General features: G+C 69.2%; 24 protein-coding genes and 1 tRNA gene. 10 read left to right on the forward strand and 15 right to left on the reverse strand.

All coding sequences use genetic code 11. The features are described from left to right. Positions 1-50: 50 nt before the first annotated feature. The 3 genes from DTO57_RS10700 to DTO57_RS10710 all read right to left on the reverse strand — a co-directional run bounded on the left by DTO57_RS10700 (position 51) and on the right by DTO57_RS10710 (position 2,837). Positions 51-1,304, reverse strand: a complete 1,254-nt coding sequence (locus DTO57_RS10700) for an MFS transporter (protein ID WP_114118220.1) — start codon at positions 1,302-1,304, stop codon at positions 51-53. An 82-nt stretch (positions 1,305-1,386) separates the two neighbouring features. After that, positions 1,387-1,983 (reverse strand): PadR family transcriptional regulator, encoded by a 597-nt coding sequence (locus DTO57_RS10705; protein WP_114118221.1) that lies wholly within the window; start codon positions 1,981-1,983, stop codon positions 1,387-1,389. Further along, positions 1,983-2,837, reverse strand: a complete 855-nt coding sequence (locus DTO57_RS10710) for a DUF4097 family beta strand repeat-containing protein (protein WP_114118371.1) — start codon at positions 2,835-2,837, stop codon at positions 1,983-1,985. The genes DTO57_RS10705 and DTO57_RS10710 overlap by 1 nt, the downstream gene beginning before the upstream one ends. A 147-nt stretch (positions 2,838-2,984) precedes the next feature. Between DTO57_RS10710 and DTO57_RS10715 the strand changes: the two genes are divergently transcribed. Next, complete coding sequence (locus DTO57_RS10715; protein ID WP_114118222.1) at positions 2,985-3,563, forward strand: HdeD family acid-resistance protein; 579 nt, start codon at positions 2,985-2,987, stop codon at positions 3,561-3,563. 53 nt (positions 3,564-3,616) lie between these two features. On the opposite strand, the gene DTO57_RS10720 is transcribed toward DTO57_RS10715, so the two are convergent. The 4 genes from DTO57_RS10720 to DTO57_RS10735 form a co-directional block, all read right to left on the reverse strand. After that, on the reverse strand, positions 3,617-4,504 hold the full coding sequence (locus tag DTO57_RS10720; RefSeq protein WP_114118223.1) for a hypothetical protein: 888 nt from the start codon (positions 4,502-4,504) through the stop codon (positions 3,617-3,619). A 79-nt stretch (positions 4,505-4,583) separates the two neighbouring features. After that, a complete protein-coding gene (gene purF, locus DTO57_RS10725; protein WP_114118224.1) occupies positions 4,584-6,059 on the reverse strand; it encodes an amidophosphoribosyltransferase in 1,476 nt (491 codons plus the stop codon). A 7-nt stretch (positions 6,060-6,066) separates the two neighbouring features. Beyond that, the gene (purM, locus tag DTO57_RS10730) at positions 6,067-7,200 is read right to left on the reverse strand and encodes a phosphoribosylformylglycinamidine cyclo-ligase (protein WP_114118225.1); all 1,134 of its coding nucleotides are present in this window, start codon (positions 7,198-7,200) and stop codon (positions 6,067-6,069) included. A 52-nt stretch (positions 7,201-7,252) separates the two neighbouring features. Further along, positions 7,253-7,846 (reverse strand): HutD family protein, encoded by a 594-nt coding sequence (locus DTO57_RS10735; RefSeq protein WP_114118226.1) that lies wholly within the window; start codon positions 7,844-7,846, stop codon positions 7,253-7,255. 169 nt (positions 7,847-8,015) lie between these two features. Here DTO57_RS10735 and DTO57_RS10740 point away from each other — a divergent pair, with 169 nt between their 5' ends. The 5 genes from DTO57_RS10740 to DTO57_RS10760 are packed head-to-tail and all read left to right on the forward strand — an operon-like array spanning position 8,016 to position 12,040. Next, positions 8,016-9,254 (forward strand): ammonium transporter, encoded by a 1,239-nt coding sequence (locus DTO57_RS10740; RefSeq protein WP_114118227.1) that lies wholly within the window; start codon positions 8,016-8,018, stop codon positions 9,252-9,254. A gap of 8 nt (positions 9,255-9,262) precedes the next feature. Continuing rightward, on the forward strand, positions 9,263-9,601 hold the full coding sequence (locus DTO57_RS10745; RefSeq protein ID WP_114118228.1) for a P-II family nitrogen regulator: 339 nt from the start codon (positions 9,263-9,265) through the stop codon (positions 9,599-9,601). Continuing rightward, positions 9,598-10,104, forward strand: a complete 507-nt coding sequence (locus DTO57_RS10750; protein WP_114118229.1) for a dimethylamine monooxygenase subunit DmmA family protein — start codon at positions 9,598-9,600, stop codon at positions 10,102-10,104. The genes DTO57_RS10745 and DTO57_RS10750 overlap by 4 nt, the downstream gene beginning before the upstream one ends. Continuing rightward, positions 10,101-11,057 carry a PDR/VanB family oxidoreductase gene (locus DTO57_RS10755; protein WP_114118230.1) on the forward strand — a complete coding sequence of 319 codons (957 nt, stop codon included), beginning with the start codon at positions 10,101-10,103 and terminating at the stop codon, positions 11,055-11,057. Before DTO57_RS10750 ends, DTO57_RS10755 begins: the two co-directional genes overlap by 4 nt. Then, on the forward strand, positions 11,054-12,040 hold the full coding sequence (locus tag DTO57_RS10760) for a heme-dependent oxidative N-demethylase family protein (protein ID WP_114118231.1): 987 nt from the start codon (positions 11,054-11,056) through the stop codon (positions 12,038-12,040). The genes DTO57_RS10755 and DTO57_RS10760 overlap by 4 nt, the downstream gene beginning before the upstream one ends. Here the strand turns inward: DTO57_RS10760 and DTO57_RS10765 are convergent. Next, positions 12,012-12,362 (reverse strand): potassium transporter Trk, encoded by a 351-nt coding sequence (locus DTO57_RS10765; RefSeq protein ID WP_114118232.1) that lies wholly within the window; start codon positions 12,360-12,362, stop codon positions 12,012-12,014. The genes DTO57_RS10760 and DTO57_RS10765 overlap by 29 nt on opposite strands. 36 nt (positions 12,363-12,398) lie before the next feature. Then, positions 12,399-12,752 (reverse strand): sterol carrier family protein, encoded by a 354-nt coding sequence (locus tag DTO57_RS10770; protein WP_114118233.1) that lies wholly within the window; start codon positions 12,750-12,752, stop codon positions 12,399-12,401. Positions 12,753-12,784: 32 nt separating this feature from the next. Here DTO57_RS10770 and purD point away from each other — a divergent pair, with 32 nt between their 5' ends. Further along, a complete protein-coding gene (purD, locus tag DTO57_RS10775) occupies positions 12,785-14,050 on the forward strand; it encodes a phosphoribosylamine--glycine ligase (RefSeq protein ID WP_114118234.1) in 1,266 nt (421 codons plus the stop codon). Between the two features lie 70 nt (positions 14,051-14,120). Then, positions 14,121-14,209, forward strand: a tRNA-Ser gene (locus DTO57_RS10780). A gap of 425 nt (positions 14,210-14,634) precedes the next feature. On the opposite strand, the gene DTO57_RS10785 is transcribed toward DTO57_RS10780, so the two are convergent. The 3 genes from DTO57_RS10785 to radA form a co-directional block, all read right to left on the reverse strand. Then, positions 14,635-15,363, reverse strand: a complete 729-nt coding sequence (locus DTO57_RS10785; protein WP_114118235.1) for a DsbA family oxidoreductase — start codon at positions 15,361-15,363, stop codon at positions 14,635-14,637. A 51-nt stretch (positions 15,364-15,414) separates the two neighbouring features. Continuing rightward, entirely contained in the window at positions 15,415-16,011 is a 597-nt protein-coding gene (locus DTO57_RS14700) for an excalibur calcium-binding domain-containing protein (protein WP_229730398.1), read from the reverse strand. 105 nt (positions 16,012-16,116) lie between these two features. Next, a complete protein-coding gene (radA, locus tag DTO57_RS10795) occupies positions 16,117-17,505 on the reverse strand; it encodes a DNA repair protein RadA (protein WP_114118236.1) in 1,389 nt (462 codons plus the stop codon). Between the two features lie 592 nt (positions 17,506-18,097). Here radA and DTO57_RS10800 point away from each other — a divergent pair. Together DTO57_RS10800 and DTO57_RS10805 are read left to right on the forward strand one after the other, a co-directional pair. Further along, entirely contained in the window at positions 18,098-19,459 is a 1,362-nt protein-coding gene (locus DTO57_RS10800) for an MFS transporter (RefSeq protein WP_114118237.1), read from the forward strand. Beyond that, positions 19,456-19,809 (forward strand): YchJ family protein, encoded by a 354-nt coding sequence (locus tag DTO57_RS10805; protein WP_114118238.1) that lies wholly within the window; start codon positions 19,456-19,458, stop codon positions 19,807-19,809. The genes DTO57_RS10800 and DTO57_RS10805 overlap by 4 nt, the downstream gene beginning before the upstream one ends. 198 nt (positions 19,810-20,007) lie before the next feature. Here DTO57_RS10805 and DTO57_RS10810 read toward each other — a convergent pair whose 3' ends face one another. From DTO57_RS10810 to DTO57_RS10820, 3 genes are read right to left on the reverse strand one after another with little or no spacing between them, the layout of a single operon-like run. Continuing rightward, on the reverse strand, positions 20,008-20,418 hold the full coding sequence (locus DTO57_RS10810; protein WP_114118239.1) for a dehydrogenase: 411 nt from the start codon (positions 20,416-20,418) through the stop codon (positions 20,008-20,010). Between the two features lie 9 nt (positions 20,419-20,427). Further along, positions 20,428-21,102 carry a hypothetical protein gene (locus DTO57_RS10815; RefSeq protein WP_162785748.1) on the reverse strand — a complete coding sequence of 225 codons (675 nt, stop codon included), beginning with the start codon at positions 21,100-21,102 and terminating at the stop codon, positions 20,428-20,430. 9 nt (positions 21,103-21,111) lie between these two features. Further along, positions 21,112-21,618 (reverse strand): amino-acid N-acetyltransferase, encoded by a 507-nt coding sequence (locus DTO57_RS10820; RefSeq protein WP_114118241.1) that lies wholly within the window; start codon positions 21,616-21,618, stop codon positions 21,112-21,114. Between the last annotated feature and the right edge of the window lie 9 nt (positions 21,619-21,627).

Genomic DNA, 21,627 nt, shown 5'->3' on the forward strand with positions numbered 1-21,627 from the left:
GCAACGCCGCGGGTGCCACACCCGCGGCGTTTGCTGTGCCCGCGGACCGGTCAGTGGTGGCGGGCCCGGCGGTTGAGGAGCGCGTAGGCCGTGAGGCCCGCGACGAGGATCGCGAGCATCGGCAGGTAGGCGACGCGGAACATCTCGATCGAATAATCACCCGGATCCTTCGCCCCCTGTAGCGAGAGCATCGCGCCCGTCAGCCAGATCACCACGAGGGCTCCCGAGAAGCCGCCCGTGTTCACGATGCCGTTGGCGCGCGCCGCGAGGTTGCCCGGCACCCGCTCGCGCGCGATGTCGAACGCCGTGACCGAGACGGGCCCGCCAGCGCCGAGCGCGAGCGCGAGGAACGCGAGCAGCACGGTCGGGGTCGGAACGGGGTACCAGAGCACGAGGATCCACGCGACGATCTGGGCGATGACGGTCCCGACGATGATCCGCGAGCGCAGGCGCGGGCGGCCGGCGACGGCGCGGCCCAGCACGATGCCGGTAATCATGCCGACGATCGGCACGGCGGTGAAGAACAGCCCGATGCCGGCGGGGCCGACGCCCGCGCCATGCTCGAGGAAGAGCGGGCCCCACGTCACGACGAATGCCGTGAACGACGTGCCCGTCACGAGGTGCACCGTGAACGCGAGCCACGCGCCCGACTGCCGCATCGATTCCGCGGTACCGCGCAGCACGGATCCGAGACTCTCGCCGCTCGCGGTGCGCGATGGATCCGCGCCCATGCCCGCGAGGATCGCGAACGCGACGAGCGCGACGACGCCCGTGAACGCGGCGGTGATCGCGTAGCCGGCGGGCCACCCCGTGGCGCCGACGAGCAGCAGGAGCGGGGTCGTCGAGGCGACCATGCCGAAGGTTCCGAGCACGCCCATGAGCTGGGTTCCCGCGGGCACCCACCTCATCGGCAGCGCGACGGCCGTCAGCCGGATGGCCGAGGGGAAGACGAGCGCGTCACCGAAGCCGGCGACCGCGCGGGCGGCGAGGAGCACGCCGAAGGATCCGCCGAAACCGACCGCGAGCTGGCTCACGGCGACGATCAGGATGCCCGACAGGATCACGGTGCGGGCGCCGAGCCGGTCGATCAGCATGCCGGCCGGGATCTGCGAGAGCGCGTAGACGAGGATCTGCAGGATGCCGAACGCCGCGAGGTCGCTGCTCGAGAGGTCGAAGCGGTCGCTCGCGATCGAGGCCGTCGCAGAGAGCGACGTGCGCGACATGATCGCGGCGAAGTAGGCGAGGGCCCCCACGGCCCAGACAGCGACGCGGAGCCATTTGGGGGAATCGTGCAATCGCGCCATATCGATTTACTTTACGCCCGTCGGCTGAACCCCCTCCGACGGCGAAGGGCCCCCTCCCCCGAGGGGAGAGGGCCCGGGGCACTCAGCCGAGCGACGAGCGCACGCGCTCCGTGACGCCGTCGAGATCGGCCGTCAGCGCGTCGACGAGCTCGGGGGTGAGGGATCCGCCGCGCGCGATGTGCGTGCGCAGATCCGCTCGGATGGTGGCGCGGAAGCCCGCGAGCAGCGTCTCGGCGCGGGCGAGCTGGATCCGCGCCGCGGCGCGGGGATCCTCCGCCGGCGGCTCCTCGGGGGGCGGCGAGCTCGCCGCCGCCGCGAAGTCGGCGCGCATGCTCTTCATCGCCTCGCGCACGTTGTTGCGCACGCCGTCGGCGATGATCCGGACCGAGTCGCTCAGGCCGTTCTGGATGCCGTCGAGCTCGGCGGCGCGCCGCTTGACCTCGGCGCGACCCGCGTCGGTGATCGAGTAGATCGTCGTGCGACCCTCCTGCGTCTTGGTGACGAGCCCCTCGTCTTCGAGCTTCGACAGGCGCGGGTAGATCGTGCCGGCGCTCGGGGTGTAGGTGCCACCCGTGCGCTCGGAGAGCGCCTGGATGATGCCGTAGCCGTGCAGCGGGCGCTCGGCGAGGAGGCTCAGCAGGTAGAGCCGCAGGTCGCCGTGGTTGAAGACGGGAGGCATTATTCCTCGCCCCCGTTCGGCCACTCGACCTCGGCGTCGACCTCGGCCTGGGGCGCGACGCCGCCGCGGCGGAGCACCGTGATGTCGCCCGAGACCGTGTTGGCGCGCACCTCGGCGAACATGCCCGAGAGGGCGCCGGCGTGGCCGTCGTAATTCTTCGAGCGCGAGACGCCGTCGACCTGCACGCGTCCGCTCAGCGTGTGCACGTTGTAGCGGGCCGGGTACTCGTCGTCGATGCGCAGGGTCACGGATCCGGAGACCGCGTTCACGCCGGCCTGCTGGAGCGGGCCCTCGGCGTCGATCACGACGGATCCGGTGACGGTGTTGATGTCGGTGCGGTGCACGCGACCCGCGACCGCGATGTCGCCCGAGACGATGTCGCTCGAGAAGTCGCCGTCAAGCCCACGCACCTGCACGTCGCCGGAGACGGCGTGGGTGTTGAGATCGCCGATGAGTCCGTCGACGAGAACGTCGCCCGAGACCGTGTTGATCGTCGCGTCCTCGGAGAGGCCGGCGACGAGGGCGCTCGCCGAGACGACGCCGAGCGAGAGCGCGACGCGGCGCGGAACCGCGACCGAGATCTCGGCGCGGGGGCCCGAGGATCCGACGTTCACGAACGTCTTGATGAAGTTGTCCCAGCGCACCTGGGGGTGGTCGATCTCGAGTTCGGTGCCGTCGACCTCGATGCGCAGCTCCTTGACCGCGACGCTGTGCACCTCGACGCGCACGTGGTCTTCGTCGTGACCGACGATGTCGATCTGGCCGCCCACGAGGCCGGCCTTGAGCCGGGTAATGCCGTCCACGTCGATGACGCGGGTCTCACCCGGGTGGATGATCCATTTTTCGCTTGCCATGATCGCCTCCTTGTTCGCGATATAGCTTGAGTTAAACACGATGTATCGCGTTTGGCAAGGGCGCGGGCGGAAACACCCGGTAAACACTTCTGTTCCGCCCAGCGGTCGCAGATACTTATCGGAGGAACCCCACTCACAGGAGTCAACATGTCTGCCGACCCGCTCAGCACATTCGCCGTCCGCCAGGGACTGCGCACGGCCATCCTCGTCAGCAGCATCGTCGCGATCGTCTTCGGTCTCGTCATGCTGATCTGGCCCGTCAAGTCGGCATACGCCGTCACGATCGTCATCGGCATCTACGCGATCATCGCGGGCCTGTTGCAGCTCGCAAGCGGCATCACGGCCAAGACGCTGTCGACCTGGCCCCGCATCGGCCTCATCGTGCTCGGCCTGCTCTTCCTCGTCTCCGGCATCGTCGCGCTCGCCAATCTTGCCGAGTCGACCGCGGTGCTCGCCGTCATCGTGACGACCTTCATCGGCATCTCGTGGATCTTCGAGGGCATCGTCTCGCTGACCTCGCTCGGCCTGAAGGCACCCGCCGTTCCCGGATCCGACCGCGCCCACGAGGGCTGGACGATCTTCTTCGCGATCGTCAGCATCCTCGCCGGTGTCTTCGTGCTGATCTCGCCGCTCATGACGGCCGTCTGGCTCTGGATCTTCCTCGGTGCCTCGCTGCTCGTCACCGGCTTCATCGGCGTCTTCCGCGCCTCGTCGCTCGACCACTGATCCGATAAACACAAGAAAGGACCGGCCGCGAGGCCGGTCCTTTCTTGTGTCGCTTAGCGCCGGCGGATCCTGCGCCCGATCGCGACCGCGATCGCGAGCACCGCTCCCCCGCCCGCGACCGCGATCGCGGGCCAGAGGATCCGGGATGCGAGCGCGTCGTAGACGACGCCGGCCGCGTCGGCCGTCACGATCGTGCTCTCGAGCGACGACGCGAAGACGCCGCGGCCGATCGCGAGCGCGGCGCACAGCGCGATGCCGATCACGGCGAGCACGATGCCGGTCGTGATGGCCGCGCGGGCCCGGCGCGCGGCGACCGCGATGCCTGCGACGATCAGAGCCGCGGCGACCCACGGGCTCCACGCGCCCACGACGAGCACGCGGTTGTAGACGGGCTCGAGCTTCGCGAGGTTGTCGTTCTCGTAGATGAGGATCCCGCGATCGACGTCCGGGATCCGCTCGGCGAACTGCGAGCCGTTCGCGACCAGCCGGTCGCGGACCTCCGCGACGATCGGGCCGATCTGCAGCTCGATGCCGCCCGCCTCCGTGAGGGTGAGCGCCGAATCCGGGTCGGCCGAGAGCGTCGCGACGAGCTGCTCGTGGCTCAGCAGCAGCGACTTCTGCCACGCGCGGGCGAAGGCATCGGAGGCGACGGCCTCACCCACCTGCTCCTCGACGAGCGGCTCGAGGGCGCCCGTCACGGCGCTCGGCAGCCCCAGCGAGTCAACGGCGTCGGTGATCGACTGGGTCACCCCCTCGGTCACGACGCCCTGCACGTCCGGATCCTCCGCGAGCGGCGCGAGGGTGTCGACGAAGGCGTCCTCGTCGGTCAGCAGCGTCCGGGCGGCCGACGAGACGACCCCGATCGGCACGAGCACGAGGCCGAGGATGATGAGGATCGCCGCGATGGTGCCGCGCGCCCGGTGCGGTGTTGCTTCTGTCATGTCGCTCCGATATCTGTGCCCCGCAACGCGCGAAGGGGACCCCCGTGCGGGAATCCCCTTCGTCGCGTGCGGCGCATGGTCAGGAGGTCTGCGTTGCCGCGACCCACTCCAGGTATTCGTCGGTCACGGTGCCGGTGATGTAGCGGCCGTCGAAGCAGCTCATCTCGACATCGTCGAGCTTGACGCCGCCGGCGGCGCAGCCCTCGATGATCGCGTCGCGGAGGTCGTCGATCTCCTGGAACACGATGTGGTCGCAGCCGAGCACCTCGCCGATCTCGGGGATCGTGCGGTCGTGAGCGATGAGCTCTTCGGCCGTCGGCATGTTGATGCCGTACACGTGCGGGTAGCGCACGGGCGGGGCCGCCGAGGCAAAGGTGACGCTGATGGCGCCGGCGTCGCGGGCCATCTGGATGATCTGCTGGCTCGTCGTGCCGCGCACGATCGAGTCGTCGATCAGCAGCACCTTCTTGCCCTTGAACTCGCTCGACATGGCGTTGAGCTTCTGGCGCACGCTCTTCTTGCGGGTCTCCTGGCCCGGCATGATGAAGGTGCGGCCGACGTAGCGGTTCTTGTAGAAGCCCTCGCGGTACTCGATGCCGAGCACGCGGGCGACCTCCATCGCGGCGGGGCGCGACGAATCTGGAATCGGCATGACGACGTCGATCTCGCCCTCGGGGATGTGCTTCGCGATGGTCTTCGCGAGCTTCTCGCCCATGCGCAGGCGCGACTCGTAGATGCTCTGGCCGTTCATGACCGAGTCGGGGCGCGCGAGGTAGACGTACTCGAACGAGCAGGGCGCGAGGATCGCGTCGTCGGCACACTGCTTGCTGAACAGCTCGCCGTCGTTCGTGATGAACACGGCCTCGCCGGGGGCAACCTCGCGGACGATCTCGTAGTCGCCGTTCTCGAGAACGAGCGACTCGCTCGCGACGACCCACTCGTCGCTGCCGTCGTCGTGCGAGCGGCGGCCGAGGATCAGGGGGCGGATGCCGAACGGGTCGCGGAACGCCAGCAGGCCGTAGCCCGCGATGACGGCGACGACGGCGTAGGCGCCCTCGATGCGCTTCTGCGTGCGCTCGACCGCCTGGAAGATGCGCTCGGGCTCGAGGTCGACGGGGCTCGTCGTCTCCTGCAGCTCGCTCGCGAGAACGTTGAGCAGCAGCTCGGTGTCGCTCGACGAGTTGAGGTGACGGCGGTCGCGGCGGGCCATGTCGGCCGTCAGCTCGCGCGTGTTCGTCAGGTTGCCGTTGTGGATCAGCGTGATGCCGTAGGGGGCGTTGACGTAGAAGGGCTGCAGCTCTTCCTCGCTCGACGCCGTGCCCTTCGTCGCGTAGCGCACGTGGCCGAGGCCGACGTTGCCGAGCAGCGAGCGCATGTCGCGGGTGCGGAATGCCTCGCGCACCATGGCCTTGTTGCGGGCGATGTGCATGACACCGCTCGACTCGGCCGTGGCGATTCCCGTGGCATCCTGGCCGCGGTGCTGCAGAAGCAGCAGGGCGTCATAGATGTCTTGATTGACGTGGCCGCGACCGACCATTCCGACGATGCCGCACATGTGGGTGTTACTTCGCTCCGTTTGCGTACTGGCCGACGAGGCGAACGGCGCCGCCGTCGACCCCCTTGGCACCCTGTTCGAAACCATCCTCCGGCGCGTCGCCGAAGGCGACCGTGCCGGTCTGCCAGGCGGGGATCCCGGATCCGGCGAGCGAGGCGATCGCCTCGTCGACCTTGTCCTGCGAGACGACGGCGAAGAAGCCGACGCCCAGGTTCCAGGTGCCCTCGCTCGACTCGAGCGAGGTGCCTGCCACGTCGCTCAGCGCGCGGAAGACCGGGCTGGGGCTCCAGGTCGAACGGTCGACCTCGGCCCAGGATCCCTTCGGGAGCACGCGCGCGAGGTTCGCCGCGATGCCGCCGCCGGTGACGTGGCTGAGCGCGTGCACGGATCCGGGCACGTTCTTGATCAGCTCGAGCAGCTGCAGCGTGTACAGGCGCGTGGGCGTGAGGAGCGCCTCGCCCCACGTGGTGCCGAGGTCGGCGGCGTGGTCGCCGTAGCCGAGGCCGGCGTTCTTCAGGATGTGACGGACGAGCGAGTAGCCGTTCGAGTGGATGCCGCTCGACTCGAGCGCGAGGATCGCGTCGCCCGGCTGCACCAGGTGCGCGCCCAGCATCTCGTCCTTCTCGACGACGCCCGTCGCGGCGCCGGCCACGTCGTAGTCGTCGGGGCCGAGGAGGCCCGGGTGCTCGGCGGTCTCGCCGCCGACGAGCGCCGTGCCCGTCGCGCTGCACGCCTCGGCGATGCCGCGCACGATGTCGGCGATGCGCTCGGGGTAGACCTTGCCGGTGGCGATGTAGTCAGTCATGAAGAGCGGCTTCGCGCCCGTCACGACGATGTCATCGACGACCATGCCCACGAGGTCCTGGCCGATCGTGTCGTGCTTGTCGAGCGCCTGCGCGATCGCGACCTTTGTGCCGACACCGTCGGTGCTCGTCGCGAGCAGCGGGTGACGGTACTCCTTGAGGAACGAGGCGTCGTAGAGGCCGGCAAAACCACCCACTCCACCGAGAACCTCGGGGCCGTGGGTGGCCTTAACGGAAGATTTCATGAGCTCGACGGCGAGGTCGCCGGCCGCTGTGTCGACTCCGGCTTCGGAGTACGTCGAACGGGGCGCTTCGGCGGGCGAAGTGGATGAAGTCACGCCATGAGTTTACCGGCGATACACCTGGATGCTCGCCACGATGACGAAGCCCCTACTCGCGCTCTGATACCGGTTGCACGCAGAACTCGATGACCTCGCCCTCGCCGACCAGGATCCGCTCGTCGGGGCACGGCAAAAGCACCGTTCCGACGGGCAGGAGAATGTCGTTCCAGCGCAGCTCGCCCGCGAGGATCCCGAGGATCGCGGTCGTCGACGGCGGCACGACGAGCTCGCCGTCGACGATGAGCGGCGACGCGGTCGACTCGGCGATCGATCGCGCCGTCATGAGGTTCAGCACGGTGGCGCCGCTCGACGCGGGGCTCGGCAGCACCGTCGCCTCGCCCTCGAAGCGCACGAGGCGGCCGCGCGTGAGGCGGCGCAGCTCGCCGTCGATCGTGAGCGTGAGGGGTGCGTCGCTCACGAGCACGAGGATCCGGTCCATGCCGGGAAACAGCGAGAACGACAGCGTTCCGCGGATCTCGGCGAGGCTCAGCCGCCAGGCGAGCGATTCGTGAATAACGCGTGTCGTGCCGAGGCCGTTTCGCCACGGTTGTGACTCGACCGCCTCGGGCGCAACGATGCCCCGCCGCGTCAGCTGCTCCATGGTCCATTTCGTCAGCGGCGGCTTCGTACTGCTTGTCTGCATGCCCGGAACGCTACGGGCGCGGGCGTTCAGACAGCGAACACTTTCGTTTCCGGCATGTAAAAGTCACCCCGTTCATCGAAACCGCTCGGACACCACTCAGAAATCGGAGGGGCGGGCACCTCCGCGATGGTTATCGCATCGCCCGCCTGGGTGGTCAGAAAGGAACATCATGCCCGCTGCTGATCTCGCCTGGATGCTCGCGGCCTTCGCGCTCGTGCTCCTCATGTTCCCCGGACTCGCCCTCTTTTACGGGGGAATGATGAAGGGCCGCAACGCCCTCAACATGTTCATGATGGTGATGGGATCCATGGCCATCACCGCCGTCGTCTACGTCGCGTTCGGTCACGGTCTCGTGGTCGGCGACTCGGTCGGCGGCCTCGGACTCATCGGAAACCCGCTCGAATACGCCGGCTGGAACGCCTTCACGGCCGACGACGGATCCGATTCCGCGTACTGGGGCGCCTTCTACACCCTGTTCGCGGCCATCAGCATCGGCATCGTCGCCTCGGGCGCCGCCGGCCGCATGCGCTTCGGCTCGTGGCTCGTGTTCTCGGCCCTCTGGGTCGTGCTTGTCTACGCACCCCTCGGGCACTGGGTCTTCGCGTTCAGCGACGAGGAGACGGGCGTCGTCGGCGGCTGGATGCGGAACGTTCTCGGCCTGCACGACTACGCCGGTGGCACCGCGGTGCACATGAACGCGGGCGCCTCGGCCCTCGCCCTCGCGGCCGTCCTCGGCCCGCGCCGCACCTCGCACGGACGCCCGCACAACATCTCGCTCGTGCTGCTGGGCGCCGGCCTCCTCTTCGCCGGGTGGATCGGATTCAACGGCGGCACGGCCGCCGGCGCCAACTTCCTCGCCGGCTACGTGACCTTCACGACGCTCCTCGCCGCGCTCGGCGGCGGCCTCGGCTTCGCCCTCATCGAGCACTACCGCGACGGCCAGGCCACCATGCTCGGCTTCGCGACGGGCCTCATCGCGGGCCTCGTCGGCATCACCCCCACGGCCGACGCGGTCACGCCGCTCGCGAGCCTTCCCCTCGGCCTCGTCTGCGGTGCCGTCGTCGCCTGGGCCATCACCTGGATGCGCCGCCGCAAGGTCGACGACGCCCTCGACGCCTTCGCCGTGCACGGCATCGGCGGCATCGTCGGCACCTACCTCGCGGTGCTGTTCGCCTCGTCGGCGGCGCCCGCCGGCCTCTCCGGCATCGTCTTCGGCGGCGACCCCATGCTCGCCGTCACCGAGACGATCGCCATCGCCGTCACGCTCGCGTACTCGTTCGGCGTGACCTACGCGATCGCCTGGGTCATGAACAAGATCCACCCGATCCGCGTCACCGCGAAGGAGGAGGCCATCGGCCTCGACCGCGCGCTGCACGCCGAGACCGCCTACGACTTCGACCGCATCTGAGGAGCATCATGAAGCTGATCACGGCCATCATTCAGCCCGACCGACTCGACGAGGTGCGCGTGAGCCTCAGCGCCGCGGGGGTGACGGGCCTCACCGCCTCGGTCGTCAAGGGCCACGGCGCGGGGGCCTCCCGCACCGAGTACTACCGCGGCGAGGCCCACTCGGTCGAACTGCGCGACAAGGTGCGCATCGAGATCATCGCCGCGGCGGAGCTCGAGGACGCCATCGTCGACGCCATCGTCACCGGCGCCCGCACGGGGCAGATCGGCGACGGCAAGGTGTGGGTCACCGACGTCGCCCGCGTCGTGCGCGTGCGCACCGGCGAGGAGGGGTCGGAGGCGCTATGACCCTGCTCGCTCCCCCGGCCGCCACCCATTCGAACGCCCCGCGCGGCGAGGAGATGACGGCGCTCGCGAGCGCGAAGTCGGTCATCATCGTCCGCTGCGACGGCGACCGCTTCCCCGTCCTCGTCCCCACCGTTCCGGTCACGCAGGTGTCGGTGCGGTCGATCGGGGCCGACGTCGACCTGCGCGAGCTGCGGGCGGCGCTCGAGGACGCGCGGATGGGCGTGCGGTTCGCGATCGTCGGCCCCGAGCGCTCGGTGTATGCCGCGCGGGCCGAGATCCGCCGGGCGGGCGGGCTCGACTCCGAGATCGCGATCCGCGTCACCGAGCGCGACGCCCGCGTCGTGCTCTGCGCGCACTGCCGCGAGCGCACCCCGCTCGACGGCCCCACCGGATCCATCGTCGTGTGCGCGGGGTGCGGCACCGCCCTCCTCGCGAACGAGCATTTCTCGCGGGCGCACGCCGCCTATCTCGCGCACAAGGTCGACGCGGAGACGGCGCCGTGACGCTCCCGGCGCTGCGCGACGGGCTCGACCTCGTCGTCGCCGACATCGTCGAGCGGCCGGGCGGGATCCGTTCGCTCGCGCTCGCGGCCCCCGGCGGCGGGGAGCTGCCCGGCTTCACGGCCGGCAGCCACCTCGTCGTCGGGTGCGGCGAGAAGGCCAACGCCTACTCGCTCACGGGCGAGGGGCTCTTCCCCGATCGATACACGATCTCGGTGCTGCGCCAGGACGAGGGGCGGGGCGGAAGCCTCTTCATGCACGAGCTCTCGCTCGGAGACACCGTGCGGGCGTCGCGGCCGCGGAGCGCCTTCGCCCCCGTCACCGACGCGCGGCTGCACCTGCTCATCGCCGGCGGCATCGGGATCACGCCTATCCTCTCGCACGCCCGAGCCGCGGCGGCGTGGGGCCGCGAGGCCGCGATCCTCTACGTCCACGCCCCCGGATCCGGCGCGCACCTCGACGACCTCGAGGCCGTCGCGCGGGCGGCGGGCTTCGAGCTCGCCGTCTGCGAGGGCCGCGCCGCGCTGCCGGAGGCGATCGCGGCGTTCCTCGACGACCGGCCCCTCGGATCCCACCTCTATACGTGCGGGCCCGACGGCTTCATGGACCGGATCCTCGACGAGGCCCGCGCCGCCGGATGGCCGGAAGACCGGCTGCATTCCGAGGCCTTCGGATCCGCGGCCCTGGATCCGGGAGCGCCCTTCACCGCGAGGCTCGCGGGTAGCGGCGAGCGCGTCGCGGTTCCCGCGGGCGTCTCGCTGCTCGAGGCGCTCGAGGCAACCGGCCGCGCGATCCCGAACATGTGCCGCCAGGGTGTGTGCGGCGAGTGCGTCTTGCCGGTGCGCCGCGGGCGGCCCCTGCACCGCGATTCCTTCCTCAGCGACGACGAGCGCGACTCGGCGATCATGCCGTGCGTCTCGCGTTGCCTCGATGCCGAACTGGAGCTAGACCTATGATCGCGACGACGACCCGCCTCGGCCGATTCCCGTTCCCCTTCCGCGACGACACCTACCGGTACTCGACCAACGTCGAGCCGGCGCGCGTCGCACAGGAGACCGCGGCGGGGCGCTGGGGCGACCGGATCCTCGAGATCGACGATCGATACGAGCGAGAGCTCGCCGAGCGCGCGGAGATCCTCCGGAAGGATCCGACGAGGTCGGCGAGCGCGCCACACATGCGCGCGGCGGCGTGGGACGCGCTCGTCTACTGCCTCGGCGAGCTCGCCGCGACCTACCCCGAGCACATGTCGTTCTCGCGCGAGGGCAGGCGGCTGCGCTGGGTCAACGCGCTGCAGGGCGTCGAGGTCGAGGCGAGCTTCGGCGACGACGCGTCGATCCCCGGAGGGCCGCTCTGGTTCCTCGCGACGCAGATCCAAGAGGACATCGCGCTGCTCGACCAGCGCGAGGGCGCTCTCTGGCTCGACGCCGGCGTCGTGACCTTCGCCGCCGATTGGTCGATGGGCTTCGATACCGGCATGCGCTTCCTCGAGATCCACGGCCCCGTTCCGCGGGTGCACGAGGAGAAGATCGTCAGCCGCGCGCAGCAGTTCATGATGCGCATGCAGCCGAACGAGGCCTACCGGCGCACGAACTGGACGATGTCGGTCGACGGACGCCTCGATACGTCCACAGAGACCTACCCCGAGTGGGGGCCCGATCGAGTGAGCGTGGCGGGCGATGACGCGCTACCCGAGCGGCTGCACCTGCGCGTCGAGGTGCAGCACCTGATCCGGCTGCCTCACTCGGGCGCGATCATGTTCCTGATCCGCTCCTACCTCGAGCCACTCACCGCGCTCGCGGAGATTCCCGGGTGGGCCGAACGCATCGGCGGCGTGCTCCGCGAACTACCCGACGACATGGCCGACTACAAGGGCATCACACGGTATCGGCACCAGGCGGCCGACTGGCTGCTTAGCCCTGCTGCTCGGTCTCGTCGGTGATCTCGCGCACGACGTTGACCTGGCGGGTGTGGCCGCCGATCGTGCGGTCGAGAATCATCGCGACGACGAGCATGAGGGCGATGCCCGCGGGGATGCACCAGATCAGGATGAACCCGAAGGTCTGCGACTGCGAGTAGCGCACCTCGGTGAAGGGGCTCGGCTCGCTCGTGCCCGAGAAGGCGAACGTCAGGATGAGCGCCGCGATCACGCCGAGCGCGACGCCCAGCGCCGTGAACACGCCGTACTTCGGCGAGCGTCGCACCGCGACCGGACTCGCCTGATTCACGCGAACCGCTTCGTCCTCACTACGTGCATCATCCATGGCTCCAATGTTCGCACCCGCACCCTGTGAGCGATCTCACCAGCGCACAGGAAGGATCCCGGAAATGTCTGCACGAGTGCCTGACACGGCGATCTTGCCGTCGGCGGTCGTATCGGCCCACGTTTTCTCGCCCGTCGCGAGCGCGAGCCACGTCGCCGCATCGGTCTCGACGACGTTCGGCGGGGTCCCTCGGTGATGCGAGAGGCCCTGGATCACCTGGACGGCCCCGAACGGCGGAACCCGCACCTCGACGCTCTTCCCCGGCGCCTTCTCTTCGAGCAGTTGGAGCAGGTAGCGCACCGCCATCGCGGTCTGGTTGCGGGTCGGGGCATCGCCGAGCGCCGCGCGCACGGCGACGCGGCCTTCTTCGGTGTCAATCTTGCGGGCCATGCATCCATTCTCTCCGCCGGTACTCTGGAGGGGTGAAGATCCTCGTTCTTGGCTCCGGCGCACGTGAGCACGCGATTGTCCTTGCCCTCAAGGCTGATGCCGCACAGCACGACGTGCTTGCTGCCCCCGGCAACGCCGGCATCGGTCGCGACGCGACCCTCGTCGACCTCGACATGATGGATCCGGCGGCCGTCACCGAGTTCGCGAACGCGAACGCGGTCGACCTCGTCGTCGTCGGTCCCGAGGCCCCGCTCGTCGCGGGCGTCGCCGACGCGCTGCGCGAGCGCGGGATCCCCGTCTTTGGTCCGGGCAAGCAGGCCGCGCAGCTCGAGGGATCCAAGGCGTTCGCGAAACGGATCATGGAGAACGCCGGCGTTCCGACCGGCCGCGCCACCCACGCCCGCACGATCGACGAGACCGCGGCCGCGCTCGACGAGTTCGGCGCTCCCTACGTCGTGAAGGCCGACGGCCTCGCCGCCGGCAAGGGCGTCATCGTGACGGAGGACCGCGAGGCGGCCCTGTCGCACGCAGCGACGTTCCTGCCGAGCGGCCCCGTGCTCGTCGAGGAGTTCCTCTCCGGCCCCGAGGTCTCACTCTTTTTCCTCAGTGACGGCGACACCGTGCGCCCCTTGAGCCCCGCGCAGGACTTCAAGCGCGCGCTCGACGGCGACGAGGGCCCGAACACCGGCGGCATGGGCGCCTACTCGCCCCTCCCCTGGCTCGCCGAGCAGTTCGGCAGCGTCGACGCATTCGTCGACGAGGTCACCGAGACGGTCGCGAAGCCCGTCATCGCCGAGCTCGACCGCGACGGATCCCCGTTCATCGGCCTGCTCTACGCCGGCCTCATCATCACCGAGCAGGGCGTGCGCGTGATCGAATTCAACGCGCGCTTCGGAGACCCCGAGACGCAAATCGTGCTGCCGCGCCTGCAGACGCCGCTCGCCGAACTGCTGATGGCGGCTGCCAACGGCACTCTGGAGGACCAGCCGCGCCCCGTCTTCGGCGATGACGTCGCCGTGACCGTCGTGCTGGCGAGCGAGGGCTACCCCGCCTCCGCGATTACGGGCCGCGAGATCACCGGCCTCGACGAGGCGTCCGCCGTCGAGGGCGTGCACGTGACGCACGCCGCGACCGCGCTCGAGGGCGACAAGCTCATCGCGACGGGCGGCCGCGTGCTGAACGTCGTCGGCACCGGATCCACGTTCGCGATCGCCCGCGACCGCGCCTACGAGGCGATTTCGAAGATCGGCCTCGAGGGCGGCCAGTTCCGCACCGACATCGCGGCGAAGGTAGCCTAGCGTTCCTCGACACGCCCGGGTATGATTTCCGGATTTGGCATGACGGGGACGCATCCGTATGCTTGATCTCGGTGACGTGTCCGAGCGGCCGAAGGTGCAACACTCGAAATGTTGTGTAGGTAACCCCTACCGCGGGTTCAAATCCCGCCGTCACCGCCACGAGAAAACCCCTGGGTAACCAGGGGTTTTCTGCTTTTGTTGAGGGTGTTGTTGCGCTTGCGGGATGCCTTCGCGTCGTTATGGGGCGCGAGAACGGCACGAACGCATCCCTGAAGCTTCGGCGATGCCTGCGGAATGCCTTCGTGTCGCCATGGGACGCGTGAGTGACACAAACGCATCCCTGAAGCGGCGGCGCACGCCTGAAGGATGCCCTCGCGTCGTTATAGGGCACGAGAACGACACGAACTCATCCCTCAAGCTTCAGCGCACGCCAGAAGGATGCCCCTCGCGTCGTTATCGGGCACGAGAACACCCCTGCAGCGTCAGCGCATCCCTGTGGCGTCAGCGCATGCCCGCGGCATGCGTCGCGTGAATGACGAGAGTGGCGCTTCCTCACAAGGAAGCGCCATCCTTGTCATTCAAAGTCAGACGGCGCACCCGTCGGGGCCACAGACCTCACCGTCGGGCGTCATGAGGTTGAGCGCCGGCTTCGGGTTGAGCTCGTCGTAGACCTGCGTCAGCGCCTGTTCGAAGACCTCCGCGGGCTGTGCGCCCGAGACGCCGTAGCGGCCGTCGATGACGTAGAACGGCACGCCGCGGATCCCGAGCTGCGCCGCCTGCGCGATGTCGCCCTTCACGTCGTCGGCGTGCTTCGCCGGATCCGCGAGGACCTCATCGGCTGCCTCGGCCGACAGGCCCGCATCGACGACGACCTTCTTGAGGGCCTCGTGGTCGCCGACGTTGAGGCCGTTCTGGAAGTAGCCCAGGAACAGCGCGTCGACGACCTGGCGCTGGATGCCCTGCGCCGCGGCGGCCTGGATGAGGCGGTGCGCCGTGAATGTGTTTGCGGGGACCACGTCGTCGTGGTTGAACTCGAAGTCGAGCTCGGCCGCACCGGCGTCGAGGTGCTGGTGGCTCTGCTCGAGCATCTTCGGGTCGAGGCCGCGGCCAGTGAGGTACTCGGTCTGCGTCATCGTCGTCGTCTCGGGTGCCGTCGGGTCGAGCTGGTACGAGTGGTACCGCACGTCGACGTTCTCGCCAAACGGCAGCTTGTCGATCACCGCGTCGAGGCGACGCTCGCCCAGCAGGCACCACGGGCAGGCCACGTCGAGCCAGATGTCGATACCGAGGGGCGCGGGAGTCGTGTCAGTCATGCTTGCGTAAACGCCCACGCGCCGGGGATTGTTCCCCTCCTAGCTACCGCGTCACTCGCAACCGACGCCGTCGCCATCGCGGTCGAGATGCGACCCGTATCCTGGATCCCCGACGCGAACTGGCGCGGCGCCGGCCGCTCGGGCCTCGCTGCAGTTCTTGAAATACACGCTGGTCTCGACCGGGGGCGCAGCCTGTTCGGGCTGAGCCACCGGCGCCGCCGCCACGGCGGCTTCGAGCTCACCGATTCGCGCGTCGCGCTCGGCGATGATCGCGGCGGCATCTTCCGCCTGCTGAAGCGCATCCGCGGCTTCGTTAGTCGCGTCGGCGGTCTTCTGCTGCTCGGCTTCGATGGCTTCGGTGAGCTCGTCAATCTGGTCCTGCAGGTCATTCGCGACCAACTCAGTGTCGCTCGCCGCAGCGAGAGCCTCCTCCGCTTCCGTGGCGGCGGCCTCTGCCCGTTCCTCGGCGGCCTCGAGTTGGGTGGATATCTGCGCGTTGTCTGCATTGAGGTCGCTGATGTCACTGGCGCTGCCCGACGAGCCTGCGGCACCTCCGCCGATGAGACCAGTGACCAGCATTGCCCCCGCGGTCCACGCGGCGGCCTTGCGTGACATCGTGCCCTGAAGAAAACCCGGCGTACGAGACAAGACTTCTCCTTGCAACTACTCCAACGTAAGTTATAAGAAGTATATTGGAAGTGGGTTCACGCCCATGCGTTTCTCACTAGGCATATATGCCCTGCGCCGCCCCTCCTAGAACGGCGCGATGTCGTTGTCGGTGAGCTTGCCGCGGCGCTTGCCCGTGGTCTCGCCGTCGGTGCGCTTCATGAGCGCGTCGAGCGCGTTGTTTAGCCGGCCGGCGCGGTCGTCGATCGTGCGGGCGTAGCCGAGGCGCTTCGCCTCGGCGCGGCGCTGCGCAGCCTGCGTGACCGGGCGCACCTCCCCCGCGAGCGACAGCTCGCCCGACACCGCGACGTCGCGTGGCACGGTGAACTTCATGACGGATCCGGCGACCGCGATCGCGATCGCGAGATCGGCGGCCGGTTCGGAGAACCGCACGCCGCCGACCGTCGAGACGTAGACCTCCTGGTCGCTCGTCTTAATACCGGCGCGGCGCTCAAGCACCGCGAGGATCATCGCGACGCGCGACGCGTCGACACCGTGCACGACGCGGCGGGGGTTGCCGGGGTGCGTCGGGATCGTGAGCGCCTGCACCTCGACGGGGAGCGCGCGCTGGCCCTCCATAGAGATGCCCACGCACGTACCCTGCTCGGGCTCGCCCTTCGAGAGGAACATGCTCGACGGATCCGGGACCTCCTGGATGCCCGCGCCCGTCATCTCGAAGCAGCCGACCTCGTCGGTCGGTCCGAAGCGGTTCTTGAGCGCGCGGATGAAGCGCAACGCCGTCTGCCGGTCGCCCTCAAAGTGGCACACGACGTCGACGAGGTGCTCGAGCACGCGCGGGCCCGCGACGTTGCCGTCTTTCGTGACGTGGCCGACGATGATGATCGGCAGGCTACGATCTTTCGCGACGCGGATCAGCGTCGACGCGACCTCGCGCACCTGGCCGGGCATTCCGGCCGCGCCGTCGAGGTCTGCCGACGCCACCGTCTGCACCGAGTCGACGATCACGAGGCCGGGCTCGACCTGGTCGATGTGGCCGAGCACCGTCGCGAGGTCTACCTCGCTCGCGAGATACAGCTGGTCGTGGAGGGCGTCGGTGCGCTCTGCACGTAGGCGCACCTGCGCGACCGACTCCTCGGCACTCACGTAGAGCACGCGGCGCCCCTCTTTCGCGGCGCGTGCCGCAACCTCGAGAAGCAGCGTCGACTTGCCCACACCGGGCTCGCCCGAAAGCAGGATCGCGGCGCCCGGCACGATGCCGCCACCCAGCACACGGTCGAACTCACCCACCCCGCTCTTGCGACGTGGCGAGTCGCTCGTCGAGATCTGCGTGATCGGCTTGGCAGCCGACGTCGGCGCGAGAGACTGCACGCGCTTCGCGGCGGCCTTCGCCGTCATGCCGGCCTCTTGCACCGTGCCCCACTGCTGGCACTCGCCGCAGCGCCCGACCCACTTCATGGTCGTCCACCCGCACTCAGAACAAACGTATGCGGGGGCGGAGGAGCGTTTCGTGGCCATGTCTACAGGCTAGGCGGGACCGCTGACAATCGAGCGGGCGGGGCCGCAACTGCGGAGATGAGCCCTTTCTGCGGATCCGAGGGGTCGAACCTTCCGCAGTTGTGGGCCAACTCCGTGGTTCGGTGCCAGTCGGGTCGCGCCTGGCCTGCCCGCGGCCGCAACAGCGGAGATGAGCCCGAACTGCGGATCCGGAAGCCCGAATCTTCCGCAGATTTGGGTCAGCTCCGCAGTTCGGGGCCATCGGGCCTCGCGTGGCCGGCCCACCGCCGCAACTGCGGAGGTGGCCCCTAGCTGCGGATCCGAGAGCCCAGATGCTCCGCAGTTATAGGTCAGCTCCGCAGTTCGGGGTCACAACACACCGCGTGGCCCGATCTGCGGAGGTGACCCCTTAATGCGGAGCCGCGGGGCCGAATGATCCGCAGATATGGGTCATGTCCGCAGTTCGGGGCCAGGTTGGCCCGAGAGGCAAGACCCAGGCCGCAACTGCGGAGATGAACCCTTACTGCGGATCCGCGCACCCGGATCCTCCGCAGTTGTGGGCCAACTCCGCAGTGAGGGCGCGCGGGCCAGCCCCGCGCGCGAGAATGGCCCCATGACCTCCGCCACGCGGATCCTGTGGGTCGCGATTCTCGCGTCGTTCGTGTCGTTCCTCGACGGCACGATCGTCAATGTTGCTCTGCCGGCGATCGATCGCGAGCTCGGTGGCGGCCTCGCGACGCAGCAGTGGGTCGTGGACGGGTATCTCGTGACGCTCGGCGCGCTGATGCTGGTCGCGGGGTCGGTCAGCGACACCTTCGGGCGCGCGCTCGTGCTGCGCATCGGCCTCGTCGGCTTCGGCATCGCGTCGGTGGCGATCGCGCTCGCGCCGGATCCGGGGATCCTCATCGCCGCGCGGCTCGTACAGGGCGCGGCCGGCGCGTTCCTCGTGCCGAGCTCGCTCGCCCTCATCACCTCGGCGTTCGACGGCCCCGCGCAGTCGAAGGCGATCGGCACGTGGACGTCGTTCACGACGGGCGCGATGATCGCGGGCCCGCTCATCGGCGGCGCGCTCGTCGATCTCGCGAGCTGGCGCCTCGCGTTCCTCATCAACGTGGTTCCGATCGCCGCGACGCTCGTGCTCGCGCGCGGGATCCGGGATCCGCAGCGCAGCGCCGGCGCCCGCATCGACGCGCTCGGCGCCGCGATGTGCGTGCTCGGGCTCGGCGGGGTCGTGTTCGCCCTCATCGAGCAGCCGCGGCGGGGTTGGGCGGATCCGGCGATCGCCATCGCCGCGATCGGCGGGGTCGCGCTCTTCGCGCTGTTCCTCGCGCGGCAGCACACCGCGCGCTCGCCGATCCTGCCGCTCGCGCTGTTCCGGATCCGGAATTTCTGGGCGGGCAACCTCGCGACGGCGTTCATCTACGCGGCGCTCTCGCTCAACGGATTCGTGCTCGCTATCTATCTGCAGCAGGGCGCCGGGCTCTCGGCGACGCTCGCGGGGCTCGCGAGCCTGCCCGTGACGATCCTCATGATCCTGCTCAGTTCGCGCGCCGGCGAGCTCGCCGGCAGATGGGGCGCGCGCTGGTTCATGACGCTCGGGCCGCTGCTCATGGCGGCCGGATCCGTGATGCTCCTGCTCGTCGGCCCCGACTTCGACTACTGGTGGCAGGTGCTGCCCGGAATGATCGTGTTCGGCATCGGCCTGACGACGACGGTGTCGCCGCTGACCTCCACGATCCTCGGATCCATCGACGCGGAGCGCAGCGGCATCGCGAGCGCCGTCAACAACGCGATCTCCCGCGTCGCGGGCCTCATCGCGGTCGCGATGATCGGCACGGCGATCGGCGGATCCCTCGACCTCGCAGGTTTTCACCGCGCCTGCATCATCGTCGCGGCGCTGCTCGCGGCGGGCGGTCTCGTTTCCTGGGTGGGGATCCGGGATCGCCGCGCGCCGCGCGCGAGAATGGATCCATGACCGCCTGCCCCTGTGGATCCGCCGATTATGACGCGTGCTGCGGCGCGCTGCACCGCGGGGCGCGCGACGCCGCGACGCCCGATGAGCTGATGCGCTCGCGGTATTCGGCGTTCGCGAAGGGCGACGAGTTCTACCTCGCCCGCACCTGGCACCCGCGCACGCGGCCCGCGGATCTGTCGATGGATCCGTCCCTGCGGTGGACGGGGCTCACGATCCTCGCATCGACGGACGACACCGTCGACTTCGTCGCGCACTACGTCGACGCCGACGGCGCCGGATCCCTGCGGGAGCACTCGCGCTTCGCGCGGCGCGCGGGGCGGTGGGTGTATGTCGACGGCGACGTGGGGTGAGCCGCAACTTCGGAGGTCACCCCGAACTGCGGACCCGACAGGGCAGAACCTCCGCAGTACGGGGTCAAGTCCGCAGTTTGGGACCAGCGCAGCCCCACGCGCACCCCTGAACCGCAACTGCGGAGATGACCCCGAACTGCGGACCCGACAGGGCAGAGTCTCCGCAATACGGGGTCAAGTCCGCAGAACGGGGCCGTGTCAGGCCCGCAGCGCCTCGAGGATGTCGGCGGGCGCGGCCTGCATCGGGTGAGGCCCGGCGATGTCGATGAACACCGTCGTGATCGTGTCTTCGTGCGTGACCAGGAACTTCTCGAGCCACGCCGCCGAGTACGCCGCGACCGTCGGCGGCAGGTTCGCGGGCTTGTTGCGGGCATCGCTGAAGAGCAGGAGCGCGACGTCGCCCGTCTTCGCGTCGCGGTACGTCCAGACCTCGCCCGAGTCGCGGGGGTTATCGCGATCGCCCGAAGAGATCAGCGGCACGATCGAGTTGCCGTTGCGCAGCGACAGGGCGATGGCCGCCATGTCCTGCTTCTCGAGCGCCTGCGCGAGCGCCTCCGAACGGAACTCTTCCGGATCCAACTGCACCGGCTTCTTGCGCTTTTTCGCCATGGATCCAGCCTAAAGCGTGAAAGATTTCTCGGGCGACGCGATCTCGTCGAGCTTCACCGTGAGGTTATATGTCGCGCCCGTCGGCGCCGCGGGGCGCTCCTCTGCGTCGCACGTGTCGGGGTACGAGCGGGTACGGTCCCAGACCACGGGCGTCTCGGTTTCGGCGCTCTGGCCGGCCTTGATGGTGCTCCACTGATCCGTCGGATCCACGGCGCAATCGCTCGAACGCCACCAGACGTCGACGCCGCTCGAGACCTCGAACGACTGCGCGGCCGTGCCGACGTTGACGAGGCAGTCGACGGATCCGACGTTCGTGACCTTCATCGTCAGTTGCGGCTGCTCGTCGGCGCCATAGGCGGTCTTGTCGAGGATCGCCTCGAGCTCGATCGCCCCGGCGGCGCACGCCTCCGGGGTCGGCGACTCCGACGGATCCGGTTCGCTCGCGGATCCGTCGTTCGTGCCGCCCGACGGGAAAATCGTCGGCAGCGGATCCGGGGTCTTCACGACCGCCGGGCCCGGCTTCAGGAACGGGAGGTTCTCCCAGGGCTTCTCGGCCACAAGCCAGCGCACGCCAAAGACAACGCCCACCACGACGGCGGCGACCAGGATCAGCGTGATGAGCCCCACCGCCAGCCGGCGGCGGCGATACATCACCTTCTTCGACGGTCTGCGCTTCTGGGCCACCCCGCCACCCTACGTGAGGCGCTTAAGCATGCGCGTGTTGCCGAGCGTGTTCGGCTTCACATGCGCGAGATCGAGGAACTCGGCGACGCCCTCATCGCGGCTGCGCACCAGCTGCGCGTATACGTCGGGCGTGACGACCTGCTCACCGATCTCGGTGAACCCGCGGCGCGAGAAGAAGTCGACCTCGAAGGTCAGGCAGAACAGGCGCGTGAGGCGCAGCTCGCGGGCGACGACCTCGAGGGCCTCCACGATGCGGCGCCCGACGCCCTTGTGCAGCCACTCGTCAGACACGAGCAGGGTGCGCACCTCGCCGAGGTCCTCCCACATCACGTGCAGGGCGCCCGCGCCGATGACGCGCTCGTTCTCGTCGACGGCGACGAGGAACTCCTGCGTCGCCTCGTACAGCACGACGAGCTCCTTGCCCAGCAGAATTCGACGCTCGACGTACGGCTGCATCAGTGCATGCACCTGGATCATGTCGTCTGCCCGGGCCGGACGTATGGAGTACTCGCTCATCGAGGCCAG

The organism is Microbacterium sorbitolivorans, from assembly GCF_003327285.1.
Classification (GTDB): Bacteria; Actinomycetota; Actinomycetes; order Actinomycetales; family Microbacteriaceae; genus Microbacterium; species Microbacterium sorbitolivorans.

Bases quoted from the DNA above. Each gene is read 5' to 3' on its own strand.
- DTO57_RS10700 (WP_114118220.1), bottom strand. From the start codon at position 1,304: ATGGCGCGATTGCACGATTCCCCCAAATGGCTCCGCGTCGCTGTCTGG.
- DTO57_RS10705 (WP_114118221.1), bottom strand. From the start codon at position 1,983: ATGCCTCCCGTCTTCAACCACGGCGACCTGCGGCTCTACCTGCTGAGC.
- DTO57_RS10710 (WP_114118371.1), bottom strand. From the start codon at position 2,837: ATGGCAAGCGAAAAATGGATCATCCACCCGGGTGAGACCCGCGTCATC.
- DTO57_RS10715 (WP_114118222.1), top strand. From the start codon at position 2,985: ATGTCTGCCGACCCGCTCAGCACATTCGCCGTCCGCCAGGGACTGCGC.
- DTO57_RS10720 (WP_114118223.1), bottom strand. From the start codon at position 4,504: ATGACAGAAGCAACACCGCACCGGGCGCGCGGCACCATCGCGGCGATC.
- purF (WP_114118224.1), bottom strand. From the start codon at position 6,059: ATGTGCGGCATCGTCGGAATGGTCGGTCGCGGCCACGTCAATCAAGAC.
- DTO57_RS10735 (WP_114118226.1), bottom strand. From the start codon at position 7,846: ATGCAGACAAGCAGTACGAAGCCGCCGCTGACGAAATGGACCATGGAG.
- DTO57_RS10740 (WP_114118227.1), top strand. From the start codon at position 8,016: ATGCCCGCTGCTGATCTCGCCTGGATGCTCGCGGCCTTCGCGCTCGTG.
- DTO57_RS10745 (WP_114118228.1), top strand. From the start codon at position 9,263: ATGAAGCTGATCACGGCCATCATTCAGCCCGACCGACTCGACGAGGTG.
- DTO57_RS10750 (WP_114118229.1), top strand. From the start codon at position 9,598: ATGACCCTGCTCGCTCCCCCGGCCGCCACCCATTCGAACGCCCCGCGC.
- DTO57_RS10760 (WP_114118231.1), top strand. From the start codon at position 11,054: ATGATCGCGACGACGACCCGCCTCGGCCGATTCCCGTTCCCCTTCCGC.
- DTO57_RS10765 (WP_114118232.1), bottom strand. From the start codon at position 12,362: ATGGATGATGCACGTAGTGAGGACGAAGCGGTTCGCGTGAATCAGGCG.
- DTO57_RS10770 (WP_114118233.1), bottom strand. From the start codon at position 12,752: ATGGCCCGCAAGATTGACACCGAAGAAGGCCGCGTCGCCGTGCGCGCG.
- DTO57_RS10785 (WP_114118235.1), bottom strand. From the start codon at position 15,363: ATGACTGACACGACTCCCGCGCCCCTCGGTATCGACATCTGGCTCGAC.
- radA (WP_114118236.1), bottom strand. From the start codon at position 17,505: ATGGCCACGAAACGCTCCTCCGCCCCCGCATACGTTTGTTCTGAGTGC.
- DTO57_RS10800 (WP_114118237.1), top strand. From the start codon at position 18,098: ATGACCTCCGCCACGCGGATCCTGTGGGTCGCGATTCTCGCGTCGTTC.
- DTO57_RS10805 (WP_114118238.1), top strand. From the start codon at position 19,456: ATGACCGCCTGCCCCTGTGGATCCGCCGATTATGACGCGTGCTGCGGC.
- DTO57_RS10810 (WP_114118239.1), bottom strand. From the start codon at position 20,418: ATGGCGAAAAAGCGCAAGAAGCCGGTGCAGTTGGATCCGGAAGAGTTC.
- DTO57_RS10820 (WP_114118241.1), bottom strand. From the start codon at position 21,618: ATGAGCGAGTACTCCATACGTCCGGCCCGGGCAGACGACATGATCCAG.